14 protein-coding genes are annotated in these 14,781 nt (G+C 61.4%); 8 read left to right on the top strand and 6 right to left on the bottom strand.

The features are described 5' to 3' along the window. The first annotated feature begins 104 nt into the window (after window positions 1–104). From HBO23_RS28065 to HBO23_RS28055, 3 genes are all read left to right on the top strand, one after another. Window positions 105–1,040: a LysR substrate-binding domain-containing protein gene (locus tag HBO23_RS28065; protein ID WP_017137363.1), complete on the top strand. Its 936-nt coding sequence runs from the start codon at window positions 105–107 to the stop codon at window positions 1,038–1,040. A 25-nt stretch (window positions 1,041–1,065) separates the two neighbouring features. Continuing rightward, a complete protein-coding gene (locus HBO23_RS28060; RefSeq protein ID WP_017137364.1) occupies window positions 1,066–2,253 on the top strand; it encodes a low temperature requirement protein A in 1,188 nt (395 codons plus the stop codon). A 68-nt stretch (window positions 2,254–2,321) separates the two neighbouring features. After that, a complete protein-coding gene (locus tag HBO23_RS28055; RefSeq protein WP_017137365.1) occupies window positions 2,322–2,684 on the top strand; it encodes a 5-carboxymethyl-2-hydroxymuconate Delta-isomerase in 363 nt (120 codons plus the stop codon). Window positions 2,685–2,687: 3 nt separating this feature from the next. Here the strand turns inward: HBO23_RS28055 and HBO23_RS28050 are convergent, their stop codons facing one another. From HBO23_RS28050 to HBO23_RS28040, 3 genes are all read right to left on the bottom strand, one after another. Continuing rightward, window positions 2,688–3,623 (bottom strand): LysR family transcriptional regulator, encoded by a 936-nt coding sequence (locus HBO23_RS28050; RefSeq protein WP_170040563.1) that lies wholly within the window; start codon window positions 3,621–3,623, stop codon window positions 2,688–2,690. 211 nt (window positions 3,624–3,834) lie between these two features. Next, window positions 3,835–5,277 (bottom strand): aldehyde dehydrogenase family protein, encoded by a 1,443-nt coding sequence (locus HBO23_RS28045; RefSeq protein WP_170040562.1) that lies wholly within the window; start codon window positions 5,275–5,277, stop codon window positions 3,835–3,837. Continuing rightward, window positions 5,274–6,899: a 5-guanidino-2-oxopentanoate decarboxylase gene (locus HBO23_RS28040; RefSeq protein ID WP_170040561.1), complete on the bottom strand. Its 1,626-nt coding sequence runs from the start codon at window positions 6,897–6,899 to the stop codon at window positions 5,274–5,276. Before HBO23_RS28040 ends, HBO23_RS28045 begins: the two co-directional genes overlap by 4 nt. A gap of 111 nt (window positions 6,900–7,010) precedes the next feature. On the opposite strand from HBO23_RS28040, the gene HBO23_RS28035 reads away from it, so the two are divergent. Further along, the gene (locus HBO23_RS28035; protein ID WP_099548654.1) at window positions 7,011–7,883 is read left to right on the top strand and encodes a LysR substrate-binding domain-containing protein; all 873 of its coding nucleotides are present in this window, start codon (window positions 7,011–7,013) and stop codon (window positions 7,881–7,883) included. Between the two features lie 138 nt (window positions 7,884–8,021). Here the strand turns inward: HBO23_RS28035 and HBO23_RS28030 are convergent, their stop codons facing one another. Further along, complete coding sequence (locus HBO23_RS28030) at window positions 8,022–8,636, bottom strand: NAD(P)-dependent oxidoreductase (RefSeq protein ID WP_017137370.1); 615 nt, start codon at window positions 8,634–8,636, stop codon at window positions 8,022–8,024. Between the two features lie 33 nt (window positions 8,637–8,669). After that, on the bottom strand, window positions 8,670–9,536 hold the full coding sequence (locus HBO23_RS28025; protein ID WP_170040560.1) for an MBL fold metallo-hydrolase: 867 nt from the start codon (window positions 9,534–9,536) through the stop codon (window positions 8,670–8,672). Between the two features lie 104 nt (window positions 9,537–9,640). On the opposite strand from HBO23_RS28025, the gene HBO23_RS28020 reads away from it, so the two are divergent. Then, entirely contained in the window at window positions 9,641–10,546 is a 906-nt protein-coding gene (locus tag HBO23_RS28020) for a LysR family transcriptional regulator (protein WP_170040559.1), read from the top strand. 99 nt (window positions 10,547–10,645) lie between these two features. Continuing rightward, a complete protein-coding gene (locus HBO23_RS28015; RefSeq protein ID WP_167353682.1) occupies window positions 10,646–10,822 on the top strand; it encodes a hypothetical protein in 177 nt (58 codons plus the stop codon). Window positions 10,823–10,881: 59 nt separating this feature from the next. Here the strand turns inward: HBO23_RS28015 and HBO23_RS28010 are convergent, their stop codons facing one another. Continuing rightward, entirely contained in the window at window positions 10,882–11,757 is an 876-nt protein-coding gene (locus HBO23_RS28010) for a helix-turn-helix domain-containing protein (protein ID WP_170040558.1), read from the bottom strand. A gap of 190 nt (window positions 11,758–11,947) precedes the next feature. Here HBO23_RS28010 and pobA point away from each other — a divergent pair, with 190 nt between their 5' ends. Further along, window positions 11,948–13,132 carry a 4-hydroxybenzoate 3-monooxygenase gene (pobA, locus tag HBO23_RS28005; RefSeq protein WP_170040596.1) on the top strand — a complete coding sequence of 395 codons (1,185 nt, stop codon included), beginning with the start codon at window positions 11,948–11,950 and terminating at the stop codon, window positions 13,130–13,132. 67 nt (window positions 13,133–13,199) lie between these two features. Next, window positions 13,200–14,717, top strand: coding sequence for an MDR family MFS transporter (locus HBO23_RS28000; RefSeq protein WP_169985528.1), 1,518 nt, complete (start codon window positions 13,200–13,202; stop codon window positions 14,715–14,717). Window positions 14,718–14,781: the final 64 nt, after the last annotated feature.

Here is a 14,781-nt window from a genome sequence, read left to right as displayed (position 1 = left end):
GCTGATTTATAGTCCCAAAGGCGCCGGATGAACAGTGTTCACATAGACGCAGCCCCGCGGGCTTTCTAAACTGCGGCTTGTCTTGGGGAAAGGGGCAGGCGCCGATGAATCGCAATGAATTACGCAAGGCCGACATCAACCTGATGGTGGTCTTCGAAGCACTGATGCTCGAGCGCAATGTGACGCGGGTGGCAGAGAAGCTGTTTCTCGGCCAGCCGACCATCAGTTCGGCGCTCAACCGCTTGCGCACCTTGTTCAACGACCCACTGTTTATTCGCGTCGGTCACCGCATGGAGCCCACCGCGCGGGCCGAGGAGATCATCCAGCACCTGTCGCCGGCCCTGGACTCTTTGTCGTCGGCCTTGAGCCTGACCCACGATTTCGACCCGACCCAAAGCACTATGACCTTCCGCATCGGCCTGTCCGATGACGTCGAGTTCGGCCTGCTGCCGCCGCTGCTGCGGGCCTTGCGCCAGGAAGCGCCGTTGGTGGTGTTCGTGGTGCAACACGTCGATTACTGGCGCATCCCCGACCTGCTGGCTTCCGGCGATATCACCGTGGGCATCACCCAGACCCGCGGCCTGCCGGCCAATGCCAAGCGCAAGTTGTTACGGCATATTCGCCCCTGCCTGTTGCGCGCCGACGCCTCGGACACACCGCTGACCCTCGACGAATATTGCGCCCGTCCCCATGTGCTGGTCTCTCACACCGCCAACGTGTCGGGGTTTGCCGACGAGTGGCTGGCCGAGATTGGTCGCAAGCGCCACGTGGTGCTGTCCGTACCTCAGTACAGCGCATTGCCGGCGTTGCTCGCCGGCACCGACATGATCGCCAGCCTGCCGGATTACACCGCCCATGCCATGGCCGCCGGCGGCAACCTGTTTTGCGAGCCGTTCCCGTTCGAAACCCCGACCCTGGACCTGTCCATGGTCTGGCTCAGCCACGTCGACACGGACCCTGCCGAGCGCTGGATGCGTTCACGGCTGGAAGCGTTCATGAGTGAACGTGACAGGCTGCCGGTAATCGCGGAAAAATCTTGAGATAAGCCTTCAGGGAGATCCACCGATGACTTCATCCCGTTCTTTGCTGCGTGGGCGCGGCAGTCATGACAGCGGCAAGGTGGGCATGGTCGAGCTGTTTTTCGACCTGGTGTTCGTGTTCGCCGTGACCCAGTTGTCCCACTCGCTGCTGGCCCACCTGAGCCTCGGCGGCGCGGTGCAGGTGGCGCTGATGATGGTCGCGGTGTGGTGGGTGTGGATCTTCACCTCGTGGATCACCAACTGGCTGGACCCGGAAAAAATCCCTATCCGCATCGGCCTGTTCGGCTTGATGGTCGCCGGCCTGTTGCTGTCTTCATCAATCCCCAAAGCCTTTACCGATCGCGGCCTGTTGTTCGCCGGCGCTTACGTCTTCATGCAGGTGGGCCGCACGCTGTTTGCGTTGTGGGCCGTTCGCGGCGAGTCGCTGAACATGACCCGCAACTTCCAGCGGATCCTGGCGTGGATGCTGTGTTCCGGGGTGTTCTGGCTCACCGGCGGCCTGCTCGAAGGCGAGCAACGCCTGGCTTTCTGGGCGCTGGCGCTGCTGATAGAACTGATATCGCCGTCGGTGTATTTCTGGGTGCCAGGGCTTGGGCGCTCGACCCTGGCGGACTGGAATGTCGAAGGCAACCACATGGCCGAGCGTTGCGGCCTGTTTGTGATTATCGCCCTGGGTGAATCCTTGCTGGTGACCGGCGCCACGTTCGCCGAGTTGCCGTGGAGCGTCGAAGGCCTGGGTGCTTTCCTGGTGGCCGTAGTGGGCAGCATTGCGCTGTGGTGGATCTATTTCGACAGCGGCGCCGAGCGCGCCCATCACCGGATTGCCAGCTCCGCCGACCCCGGCCGCCAGGCGCGTATCGCCTACACCTATCTGCATGTGCTGATCGTCGCCGGGATCATCGTCAGCGCGGTGGCCGACGAACTGGTGCTGGTGCATCCAGGGCATGCCAGCCAGGCGGGCGTGCTGGCGATGATTGCCGGGCCGTTTTTGTTTTTGCTCGGCAGTGCGTTGTTCAAGTGGGTGATGAGTGACCGACCGTTGCCACCGCTCTCGCACCTGGGCGGGTTGCTGATGTTGCTGGTGCTGTTGCCGCTGGGGTTGCAGCATATGTTTTCGGCGCTGGCGCTGGGCGCGTTGACCACGGCGGTGTTGGTGATCGTGGCGTTCTGGGAAAATCGTTCGCTGCGGGGGCTGACCGAAGTTTCACATTGAAATCGGTCTGCCTTCGTTCAACTGCATGCTATATGTAGGTTTCTTTTCAAGCCCACTCGGAGCTTTTCATGCCGCACCTGCACCTGGAATACACCGCCAACCTGACCGGCCTTGCCGTCGAGAAAACCCTGCTGCGCCTGAACAACGTGCTGATGGCGTCCGGGCAGTTCGGTTCCGAGTTCGATATCAAGAGCCGCGCAATCAAGGTCGAGAGTTTCCAGGTGGGCACTTCCCTCAGCCCGCGCGGTTTTATTGCGGTAAAGCTCTCGCTGCTCAGCGGGCGCTCACCGCAGGTCAAGCAGCAGTTGTCGGAAAGCTTGTTGGCGGCCCTGCATGACGCGGCTGAGTGGCCGGCCGATCTGCAGGTTCAACTCAGTGTGCAGTTGATGGACATGGATCGTGATTCCTACAGCAAAGTCGCTATCGGCTAAGGGTTACAACAAGCATTGATCGGCGCACACCTTGACGATCTGCTCGCGAAACCAGGTATTGGCGCTGTCCTGGCCACTGGTTTCATTCCACTGCATATCCAGGGTAAACCCCGGCAACCCGTTCGGCGCTTCGCAATGGCCGAACACGGTGGCCGGGGCCAGCAGCTTTTGCACGCGACGGGGCAGGGTGACGATAAAGTCGGTGCCACTGATCATCTTCAAGGCGGCACTGTAGCTGTTGGCACGGGCAATCACCTGGCGCTTGTGAGCCTGGCGTGCCAGCCAGCCGTCGATCATGTTGGTGTCGGAGGTCCAGGGCGCGGGGAACACGTGGCGCCGTTCGACAAACGATTGCAGGCTGAAGGCCGGCTCGCGCGGCGTGGCGCGTTTATCAAACACACACACTAAATCGTCTTCCAGCAGCATCTGGGTCTTGAAGTCTTTGTGGGCACGGTGAAGGTGCGGGCCGAAGCAAATCACCAGGTCGAGACGGCCTTCGCGCAGGTCCTCGGCAGGCAGCTCGGTTTCCAGCTTTTGCACATTGATGATCACCGGCAAGTCGGCTTGGTCGAAGTTCTTCAACAGGCGTGGCAGGATCAGTTGCTCGAAGTATTCCGGGGCACAGACATTGAAGGTCACCGCCTGCTGCGTCGGGTCGAAGGCCTGGCTGCCGGCATGGCACAGGTTGATGCTTTCAAGGATCTTCTGCACGTGTTCGTACATGGTTGTGGCCTTGTACGTCGGGCGCATGCCGGCCCGCGTATTGATAAACAGCTCATCCTCAAAACTGGTGCGCAGCTTCTTCAGGCTGTAGCTCACGGTTGACTGACTGACGAACAGCGTCTCGGACACCTCGGTAACGCTGCTCTGGTCATAGACGGCGATAAACACCATCAAGTCCTGCATATCAAGCTTTCTGAGCAAGTTACTGTTTAGCATCGGTTTCGTCCGTAAACCCTTTGTACCGAACTCAGTACAAGACTGGCAAAAGCTTAACGGAACGGTCGTACCAATAGAAAGCGCTGTAGGGCGTTTCTATGTTTGGTGTGGGACATAAAATGTTGGCAACACGACGTCAGTGAATATGTCGGCTGTAATGCTTTGGGTTCAAGCGTGTGACGATCATCAGCTCCCACAGGGGACCGTGGTGTCAGCTGGCGCGAATTACATGCTTGATCTCCTGAAACGCCGCCAACCCCCACGGCCCCAGCTCGCGGCCGATACTGCTCTGCTTGTAGCCGCCCCATGCCGTCTGCGGGAAGATCACCTGCGGTGCGTTGATCCACACCAGGCCCGCCTGCAAGGCATTGGCCACGCGTTCGGCGGCTTCGGCATTGGCGCTCACCACACTGGCGACCAGGCCGAAATCGCTGTCGTTAGCCAGGGCGATGGCCTCGGCTTCAGTGATAAAACGTCGTACACACAGCACCGGGCCGAAGATCTCTTCATTCCACAAGGCGCTGCCTGATGGCACGTCGGTAAACACTGTCGGGCGAATGAAAAAGCCTTTTTCCAGATCAGCCGGGCGAGCGCCGCCGCACAACAAGCGCGCGCCTTGGTCGATACCACGCTGGATATGCCCCAGCACCCGCTGATACTGCGCACGGTTGATCAGCGCGCCCATCTCCACATCCTCGGCAAACGGGTCGGCCACGCGAATCCCTTCAGCCCGCGCCTGCAAACGCTGCAGGAATTCATCCGCCAGGTTGTCGGCTACCAGCACGCGACTGGTGGCCGAACAGATCTGCCCGGCATTGAAAAAACCACCGCCACAGGCCAGCTCCACTGCCAGGTCGAGGTCGGCATCGGCCAGCACCAGCAACGACGATTTGCCACCCAGTTCCAGGCTCACACCCTTGATGGTTTCGGCGGCGCGCTGCATCACCTGCACGCCCACCGCATTGCTGCCGGTAAAGGAAATTTTCGCCACGCGACGGTCCGCAGCCAGCGGCGCACCGACCGCCAGCCCCGTGCCACACACCAGGTTAAACACACCCGCCGGGAAGCCTGCTTCGGCAATAATCCGCGCCAATTGCAACTCCGCCAGGGGCGTGACTTCCGACGGCTTAAGCACCACGCAGCAACCGGCCGCTAACGCGGGGGCAAGCTTCCAGGCGGTGGTCACCATCGGGAAGTTCCACGGCACGATCAAACCCACCACGCCACAGGGTTCGCGGCGCATGCGTGCGCTGAAATCGTCGCTGGGCAATGCCACCTTGCAGTCTTGACCTGCGTCCATCGCGTCGCAGATTCCCGCGTAGTATTCGAAGGTGGCGATCACGTCATCCACATCAATACTCGCTTCAAACAGCGGCTTGCCGTTGTTGCTCGACTGCAACTGCATCAGTTGTTCACGCTGCTCGCTCACACCTTGGGCGACCTTGCGCAACAGGGCGCCGCGATCACGGCCACTGCTTTTCGACCAGTCGACAAAAGCCGCGCTGGCCGCGTCGACCGCCAGTTCCACTGCTGAGGCATCGCCCACGCTGACATGGGCCAAGGTCGCTTCGGTAGCCGGGTTGATCACCTCCAGCACCTCGTGGCCCGCCTGCCATTGGCCGTTGATAAACACACCGTTCAAGACTGCGCTCATACCGCCACCTCCTGCATCCAGAGCCCTTGGTTGATTTCAATCAGTGTCGGCCCCTGGCGATCCGCGGCGGTGCGCAACGCGCTGCGCAAAGGCTCGACGCCCTGGACACTTTCCGCTGCGCAACCCAAGGCCTTGGCTACGCCGATAAAGTCCGGGGTGTAGATGTCCACACCGACCGGCTCGATGGCGCGGTTGAGCATGTATTTCTTGATCTCTTCATAGCCCTGGTTATTCCACAGCAGCACAATCACTGGCACCTGCGCCTCTACCGCGCTGGCCAGTTCCGGCAGGGAAAATTGCAGGCCGCCGTCGCCGATCAGGCACACCACCGGCTGGCCGTCACCTCGGCCCAGCCAGGCACCGACTGCAGCGGGCAGGGCGTAGCCCAAGGTGCCGTAGCCGGTGGAGGAGTTGAACCAGCGGCGTGGGTGGTCAAGGTTCAGGGTCAGGTTGCCGCTGTAGACCGGCTGGGTGGAGTCGCCCACCAGCACGGCGTTGGGCAGCGCTTGCAGCACGGTGTTGAGGAACAGGGTTTGTGCGCGGGTGGCAGCGTCCCAGTTGGGCGCCAGTTCGGCCCACAAACGCGCGACTCGTTCAGCGCCCCAATCGCGGTTGCGGGCAGGCAATGGGGTTTTATCCAATTCGGCGAGCAAGGCGTCGGCGGCTATCTGTGCATCGGCTACCAGTGCCACGTGCGGCGGGTAGTTGCGCACAGTCTGGTCGGGGTCGATGTCGATACGCAGCAGTGCGCCGGGGATCTCGAAGCCGCCGGCGAAGGTCACGTCGTAGTCGGTTTCTGCCAGCTCTGTGCCGATGGCCAGCACTACGTCGGCTTCAGCGACCAGCGCACGGGTGGCGACCAGGGTTTGCGTCGAGCCGATCAGCAGCGGGTGGGTCGATGCCAGCATGCCTTTGGCATTGATGGTCAGCGCCACCGGTGCGTCAAGGGTGTCGGCCAGGCGCGTCAGCTCTGGCGCGGCATCGATGGCACCGCCACCGGCCAGGATCAGCGGGCGTTTGGCCGCTGCGAGCAATTGGCTCATCTGCTTGACCGCCGACGGCGACGCACCGGCGCGGGCAACGCTGACCGGCTCGCTGCCCAGCAACGCGTCGGCATTCTCCACCAGCACATCCAGCGGGATTTCGATATGCACCGGGCGCGGTCGCCCCGCCTGGAACAACGCAAACGCCCGTGCCAGCACACCAGGCAACTCCGCCGCCGACATCAACGTGTGGGAGAACGCCGACACGCCCGCGATCATCGCGCTCTGGTTCGGCAGCTCATGCAGTTTGCCGCGCCCGCCGCCCAATTGGCTGCGCGACTGCACGCTGGAAATCACCAGCATCGGGATCGAGTCGGCGTAGGCCTGGCCCATGGCAGTGGTGATATTGGTCATGCCCGGGCCGGTGATGATGAAGCACACGCCGGGTTTGCCGCTGGTGCGTGCATACCCGTCGGCCATGAAGCCGGCGCCCTGTTCGTGGCGCGGGGTGACATGGCGGATGCCGGAATGCGCCAGGCCGCGATACAGCTCAACGGTGTGTACGCCTGGAATGCCGAACACCTGGTCCACGCCGTAGCTTTCCAGGAGGTTGACCAATACTTCGCCGCAGGTCGCCATACATGTCGCTCTTGTTATGGATTCGAGGCGCTATTGGAGCGGCTGGCCCGTAGCGGCAACAATCGATAAAAAGTCATACTAGCCATGTCCCCACGTCATGGCTCACACACGATGAAACGCCTTCCGCCGCTGCCTGCGCTGCACACGTTTTGGGTCACTGCCCAGTGCTGCAACTTCACCCGCGCCGCCGAGCAACTGCACATCACCCAGGGCGCAGTGAGCCGCCAGATTGCCGGCCTGGAAAGCCATTTGGGTTACGCCCTGTTTCAGCGCCAGGCACGGGGCTTGAGCCTCACCGAAGAAGGCCGCGAGTGGTCACTGCGTGCGCAGCAAGTATTCGGCCTGATCGGTGACGCGGTGGAGCAGATCGGCAGCCGCCGCGCGACCCTGCAACTCAAGGCCTCCACCTGCGTGATGCGCTGGCTGCTGCCGCGCCTGTTGCAATGGCAGAAGGAGCGCCCGGATGTGCCGGTGGAACTCACCACCACCGTGGCCTATACCGTGGACTTTCGTCGTGAGCAATTTGATGCGGCGGTGATCTATGCGCCCATCGCCGAGCAGTCGGCTGAGGCACGGCACCTGTTTGATGAGCAACTTACGCCAGTGTGCGCACCGGCGCTGCTCGGCGCTTTGGATACCCCGGCAGACTTGCAGCAACAAGTGCTGCTGCACCCCACGCGGGACGAGCGGGATTGGGCGTTGTGGTTAAAGGCGGCGAATACGCGGTTGAGCAACCTGGCCCAGGGGCATCATTTCGAGACGCTGGACCTGGCCATGACGGTGGCGTCACAAGGCTCAGGTGTGGCGATTGGCGACAGTGCGCTGATTGGTGAGGATGTGAAAGCCGGGCGGCTGGCGACGCCGTTTGAACTGCGGGTGCCGACGGGGATGGGCTATTACCTGGTGTACCCGCCGGGGATCGAGCCGTCGGCTGGGCTGCAAGCGTTGATGGCGTGGCTGGTGAGCGAGGCACACCAGTCTTAACACTGAGTATCCAACTGTGGGAACCGGGTTTGTGTGGGAGCTGGCTTGCCTGCGATGCGGGCAACTCGGTCTATCTGTTAAACCGAGCTGATGCCATCGCAGGCAAGCCAGCTCCCACACAAGCCAGTTCCCACAGAGTCAGTAACCGACGGTGAAGCGTTGGCGCGAGTGCTTCGGCGATTCCACTTCGTCGATCAGGGCGATGGCAAAATCAGCAAAACTGATCCAGCTACGGCCCTCGGCGCTCACCAGCAGATCATCCTGGCCCAGACGGAATTTCCCGGTGCGCTCGGTTTCAACAAACTCCGCCGATGGCGACAGGAAGGTCCAATCCAGTTCTTTTTCCTGACGCAGCACGTCGAGAAACTCAGCCCCGGCGCTGGCTTCGGCTTTGTATTCAGCCGGGAAACCCTCGCTGTCGATCACTCGACTGCCTCCTGGCAACAACAGCGAACCCGCACCGCCCACCACCAGCAGGCGTTTCACGCCGGCTTTTTTTACCGGGCCGATCACGGCGCTGGCGGGCAGGGTGGCGAAGTGCGCCGCACTGATCACCACGTCGTTGCCGCTCACTGCTTGCTGCAAGGCCGTTGCATCAAGGGCGTCGACCTTTTTAACGGTAAGGCCTGGGCGTGCGGCCAGCGTGTCGGTGTTACGCGCAATGGCAGTAACGGTATGCCCACGACGCAGCGCTTCTTCCAGCAGTTGGCTACCGGCACGGCCGGTGGCACCAATGATTGCAATCTTGCTCATGACGTTCTCCAGTACGTTAGGGTTTAAAACCAATCACCACTTCATTTCGCCCTTGGCGACTTTGGCACCCAGTTCCAGGCTGCTTTCGTCTTTAAGGTTCGGGTAACGCTTTTTCATCGCCGCGATCAGCGCAGTCGAATCCTTGGCCTTGGCGGTCTCGATATCGAAGGCCTTGATGTAGTCGCCGGTAAAGGCCACGGACTGCACGGTCGGTGTGCCCAGGTAGTGGCCAGGGATCACGGTGGCCGGTTTCAGGTCCTGGATACGTTGAAGGGTGGCCAGCCAGTCGGTGTGGGATTTGGCGGTTTGCGTGTCGGCCATCCACACGTGGGTGTTTTCAAACACCACGACGCCACCGACGACCGCCTTGATCGAGGGGATCCACACAAAGGTGCGCTCAGGTTGCGGACCGTCCAGGCCGATCACTTCCAGGCTTTTGCCTTCCAGCGTCAGGGTATGGCCCTGCAACACCTGCGGGATGATGGCTTTGCTTGGCTTGTCGTCGCCGAGTTTCGGGCTCCAGAACGCGATTTTTTGCTCGACGGTGGCCTTGATATGGTCCACCACCGGCTGGGTCGCCAGCACTTTGGCGTCGGGGAACGCGGCGGTCAGGGTGTCGAGGCCGAAGTAGAAGTCCGGGTCGCCGTCGCTGACGTAGATGGTGGTGAGGTGTTTGCCGCTGCTGCGGATTTTCTGCACCAGTTGCTCGGCTTGGGTCTTGCCGAACTGGGCGTTGACCAGGATGAGGTCTTTTTCACCGCTGACCAGTACCGAGCTGACCGGCATCATGGCCGAGGTGCCAGGGTTGTAGGCATCCAGCTTCAGGTCGGCAGCCGCAGCATGGGCAGCGAACGCCAGGGCGGCCGAAGCCAGGGCAAATCGTTTAAGTACCGAGATCATGTGCAGCTCCAGCAGCAGGTAAGTGATGCACAGAGCTTAGTTGCACCAAACACAACAAAAAATGCGATGCTTGGACATAGTTTGTTTCTAAAAGCGTGCAAATCATGGATCGTCTTCAAGCAATGCGGGTGTTTGTCACGGTAGTTGACCTGGGCAGCCAGTCCGCCGCCGCCGATCAGTTGGACCTGTCGCGGCCGGTGGTCTCGCGCTATCTGGCTGAACTTGAGGATTGGGTCGGTGCGCGCTTGATGCATCGCACCACGCGCAAGCTCAGCCTCACCGCCGCCGGCAGTGAAACGCTGCCGCGCTGCCGGCAAATGCTGGAGCTGTGCAGTGACATGCAGGCGGCCGTCAGTGAGCCGGATGAAGCGCCGCGTGGCCAGTTGCGCCTGAGTGTCAGCAGCTCATTCGGCCAGGCGCAGTTGGCGGATGCCGTGGCCGAATTCGTCAAGCGCTTCCCGTTGGTCAGCATCGACCTGCAGATGCTCGACCGCACGGTAAACCTGGTGGATGAGCGTATCGACCTGGCCATCCGCACCAGCTTTGAGCTGGACCCCAACCTGATCGCGCGCAAGCTCACGCTGTGTCGCTCGGTGATCTGCGCGTCACCGGCGTACCTGCTGGAACACCCGCAGCCTCGGCAAGTCCACGACTTGGCGGAGCACAACTGCCTGACGCATTCTTACTTCGGCAAAAGCCTGTGGCACTTCACCGAGAACGGCGAAGCAGTCTCGGTGGCGGTGCAGGGCAATATCACCGCCAACGAGGCCACGACCTTGCTGCGGGTGACGCTGGCGGGCGCCGGGGTGGCGCGGCTGCCCAGTTATCAGGCGGGGGACTACATCCGCAGTGGCGAATTGATCCGGCTGCTGCCCGAGGCTGAGCCGCAGCAAATGAACGTCTACGCCGTGTATGCCTCGCGTAAACACATGCCGTTGGCGTTGCGCAGCCTGCTGGATTTTCTGGTGCTGCGGTTCCCGGAAGAGCCGGTGTGGGATATCGGTCTGTAAAGCCGACATAAAGATGTTGAATGACGCCCAATAATGGCAACTCGCCCTGACTGACCTATGCTTTAAACAGCACCGAGTCGATCTATTCAGAGGTGTGCCATGACCCTAAAAATTAGAAAGTACCTGATGATTTTCATCCTGTCCGCGTTAGCCACCGCGCTGTACGGCACGGCCGCCTATCGGGTTGAACAGACCCGTATGCAACCGACCTTTGCGATCAGTTGCCATCAGGATCTGTGTGTGCCGCGTACCGGTAGTTTCAGCGCGCTCAGGTAGGCTGTGATCGTTCCCACGCTCCGCGTGGTAATGCAGCCCAGGACGCTCCGCGTCCCGCGTCAATCCGCCTTCAGTTGCTCGCGAAACGCCTTGGGCGAAAACCCCACCCGGCGGCGGAACAGCCGGGAGAAGTTGGTCGGGTCGGAAAACCCCAACACCTCCGACATCTCATTGATGGTCATGCTGGTGTAGGTCAGCAAGCGCTTGGCTTCCAGCAACTGGCGGTCATGCATGATCTGCAAGGCAGGCTGGCCACCCAATTCCCTGCACGTACCGTTCAGGTGTGAGACCGAGATACCCAGCTTGTGCGCCAGGTCTTCAATCTTCGGGTGTTCGCGGTAATGTTGCTCGACCAACTGCGTGAAGCGACGGAAATACTCCCGGCCACGTGGGGCGCGCGGGTGGCGGCGCTGGATGGCTTGACGGCTGATCCACACCAGCAGCACGCTGACCAGGGCGTGCATCATCATGTCGCGGGCCGGTTGTTCATCGGCGTACTCATCCTGCAGTCGGTCGAACAGGCTGTTGAGGTAATCGCTGTCCTTGCCGGCGGGGTAATTGCCCAGGGCCTGCAAACCGTCCACCGTCGCGCCTAACTGTGTCTGCAAATGGCTGACCAGCGGCGCGGCCAGCGTCAGGATAAAACCTTCCACATCTTCAGAAAACCGAAACCCGTGTACACACAACGGCGGCAGCACCTGCAAGGTGGCTTCGCTGAGGGTAGTACGCTGGCCTTCGATTTCCAGCTGCGCCTGGCCTCTGTGTACGTACAGCAACTGGCACAGGTCCGCGTGCCGGTGGGGTTGGATTTCCCACTGGTATTCCCGGCTCCGTCGGGAAATGGTTTCACAGTGCAACAAATCCGGAGTCGGCCATTGCTGACTTTCTCCGTAAAGCTTGAAGACCGGAATCGCGGTACTGGCAGTTTTGGTCATGGTTTCAATCCGATACTCAGGATAGTGGTGCGGTAATCGCCCCAATTGGCAAAAAGCGCAGGCTTTGTCTCAGTTTTCACCTTCTTATGGCGGCCACTCAAGTGAAAAATGATCAGCAACAGGATGAATGACAACTCTTTCACCCTATCCGTTCGGGTGAAGCTTGCGAGCCATAAAAATAATGAAAACGCTGAAAACCCAAGTCGCCATTATTGGCGCCGGTCCCTCCGGATTGCTGCTCGGCCAACTGCTGCATAACGCTGGTATCCAGACCCTGATTCTAGAGCGCCAGAGCGCCGACTACGTGCAAGGCCGCATCCGCGCCGGTGTGCTGGAACAAGGCATGGTCGACCTGCTGCGCGAGGCCGGCGTCAGCCGACGCATGGACGCCGAAGGCCTGGTGCATGATGGCTTTGAGCTGGCGCTCAATGGCCAACTGACCCATATCGACCTCAAAGGCTTGACCGGCGGTCAGTCGGTGATGATCTACGGCCAGACCGAAGTCACCCGCGACCTGATGGCCGCCCGCGAGGCTGCCGGGGCTGTGACCCTGTACGAAGCGCGTGACGTGCAGCCCCATGACCTTAAAACTGATCGGCCCTGGCTCACCTTCGAACATGCCGGCGAAACCTATCGCCTGGACTGCGACTACATCGCCGGGTGCGACGGTTTCCACGGGGTGGCGCGCCAGGCGATTCCGCCTGAGGCGTTGCAGGTGTTCGAGCGCGTCTATCCGTTCGGCTGGCTGGGCATCCTCGCCGATACACCGCCGGTGCATGACGAGCTGGTGTATGCCAAACATTCGCGTGGCTTTGCGTTGTGCAGCATGCGTTCGCCGACCCGCAGCCGCTATTACCTGCAGGTGCCGGTCGATGAGCCTCTGGATGATTGGTCGGATGAGCGTTTCTGGGCCGAGCTGAAAACCCGCCTGCCCAGCCAGTTGGCTGAGCAACTGGTCACCGGGCCGTCAATCGAAAAAAGCATCGCGCCGCTGCGCAGCTTTGTGGTGGAGCCGATGCAGTACGGGCGCCTGTTCCTGCTCGGTGACGCCGCGCATATCGTGCCGCCCACCGGCGCCAAAGGCTTGAACCTGGCGGCCAGTGATGTGAGCACGCTGTTTCGGATCATGCTCAAGGTGTACCGCGAGGGTCGCGTGGACTTGCTGGAAAAATACTCGGCCATCTGCCTGCGCCGGGTGTGGAAGGCCGAGCGGTTTTCCTGGTGGATGACCTCGATGTTGCACCAGTTCCCGGACGCCGACGGCTTCAGCCAGCGAATTGCCGAGAGCGAGCTTGAGTATTTCATCCATTCGCAGGCGGGGCGCAAAACCATCGCAGAAAATTACGTCGGACTTCCTTACGAAGCTATCGAGTAGCCTGCTATCGTATCCAGCATTCCCGCAGGCTCTTCCTTGCCTGCGGGCCTTGCTCGAAGGTTCCGCCGTGACCAGCCTCAACCAACCCGCTCAGCCCGTTCCTGCCGTTCGCAGTGTGCTCGCCGCCTTGATGCTGGCGATTTTCCTCGGCGCCCTGGACCAGACCATTGTCGCCGTGTCCATGCCGGCGATTTCCGCGCAGTTTCACGATGTAAACCTGCTGGCCTGGGTGATCTCCGGCTACATGGTGGCGATGACCGTGGCCGTACCGATCTACGGCAAGCTCGGCGACCTGTACGGGCGCCGGCCGATGATGTTGATCGGCATGGGTGTGTTCACCCTGGCCTCGCTGTTTTGCGGCATGGCGCAAAGCATGGAGCAGTTGGTGCTGGCGCGGATTCTCCAGGGCATCGGTGCCGGCGGGATGATCTCGGTCAGCCAGGCGATCATTGGTGACATCATCGCGCCCCGTGAGCGTGGGCGTTACCAGGGCTATTTCAGCAGCATGTACGCGGTGGCCAGCGTGGCCGGGCCGGTGCTGGGCGGCTACATGACCGAATACCTGTCGTGGCGTTGGGTGTTTTTGATCAACCTGCCGCTGGGCGCCGGGGCCTGGTATGTGGCGCACCGCACACTGGTAGGGCTGCCGGTGCCGCAGCGCAAGCCGATTATCGATTACCTCGGCACCGTGCTGATGATCATCGGCCTGACCGCCTTGCTGCTGGGCATCACCGAAATCGGCCAGGGCCATCATTGGCGTGACGAGCAAGTACTGGGGCTGTTGGCCTGCGCGTTGGTGGCCTTGACGGTGTTCGTGTGGCACGAACGCCGGGCGCGCGAGCCATTGTTGCCGATGCACCTGTTCGCCAATCGCAGCGCAGTGCTGTGCTGGTGCACGATTTTCTTCACCAGCTTCCAGGCGATTTCCCTGACGGTGTTGATGCCGTTGCGTTATCAGACGGTGACCGGCTCGGGGGCCGACAGCGCCGCCTTGCACTTGCTGCCATTGGCCATGGGCTTGCCGATGGGGGCCTATTTCGCCGGGCGCATGACCTCGGTGACCGGGCGTTATAAACCGATGATCCTCACCGGCGCATGCTTGAGCCCGCTGGCGATTCTCGGCATGGCCTACAGCGCGCCGCAGGCGGTGGAGCTTACGGCGGTGTTTATGCTGCTGTGCGGGATTGCGGCGGGGATGCAGTTTCCGACGTCCCTGGTGGGTACACAGAACTCGGTGGAGCAGCGCGACATTGGCGTGGCCACCAGCACGACTAACCTGTTCCGCTCGTTGGGCGGGGCGGTCGGTGTGGCATGCATGTCGGCACTGCTGTTGGCGTTGTTGCAGGATTCCAGCTTTGCGCATTTGGCCAGCGGCGCGCTGGGGGCTGAAGGCAGTTCCGGCAACGTGTTGCTCGACGGCCTCAACGCCGCGCCGGGGCCTGCGCAGGATGCCTTGCGCGGGGAGCTGGCGGTGACATTCCGGCATTTGCTGATGGTGAGTGCGGCGGTGTCGTTGCTGGGGTTGGCGGCGGCCATTGCGATGCCCAATCGTGTGCTGCGTGGGCGTGAAGACAAAGCACGTTAACTGACACAACGATGATCAAACTGTGGGAGCAGGCAAGCCAGCTCCCACAATGGATTGCATTCCA

It is taken from the genome of Pseudomonas sp. WS 5532, from assembly GCF_012985445.1.
Taxonomy (GTDB): Bacteria; Pseudomonadota; Gammaproteobacteria; order Pseudomonadales; family Pseudomonadaceae; genus Aquipseudomonas; species Aquipseudomonas edaphica.
Note: the sequence above shows the minus strand (reverse complement) of the source record. Positions and strands in the feature narration are given on the sequence as shown.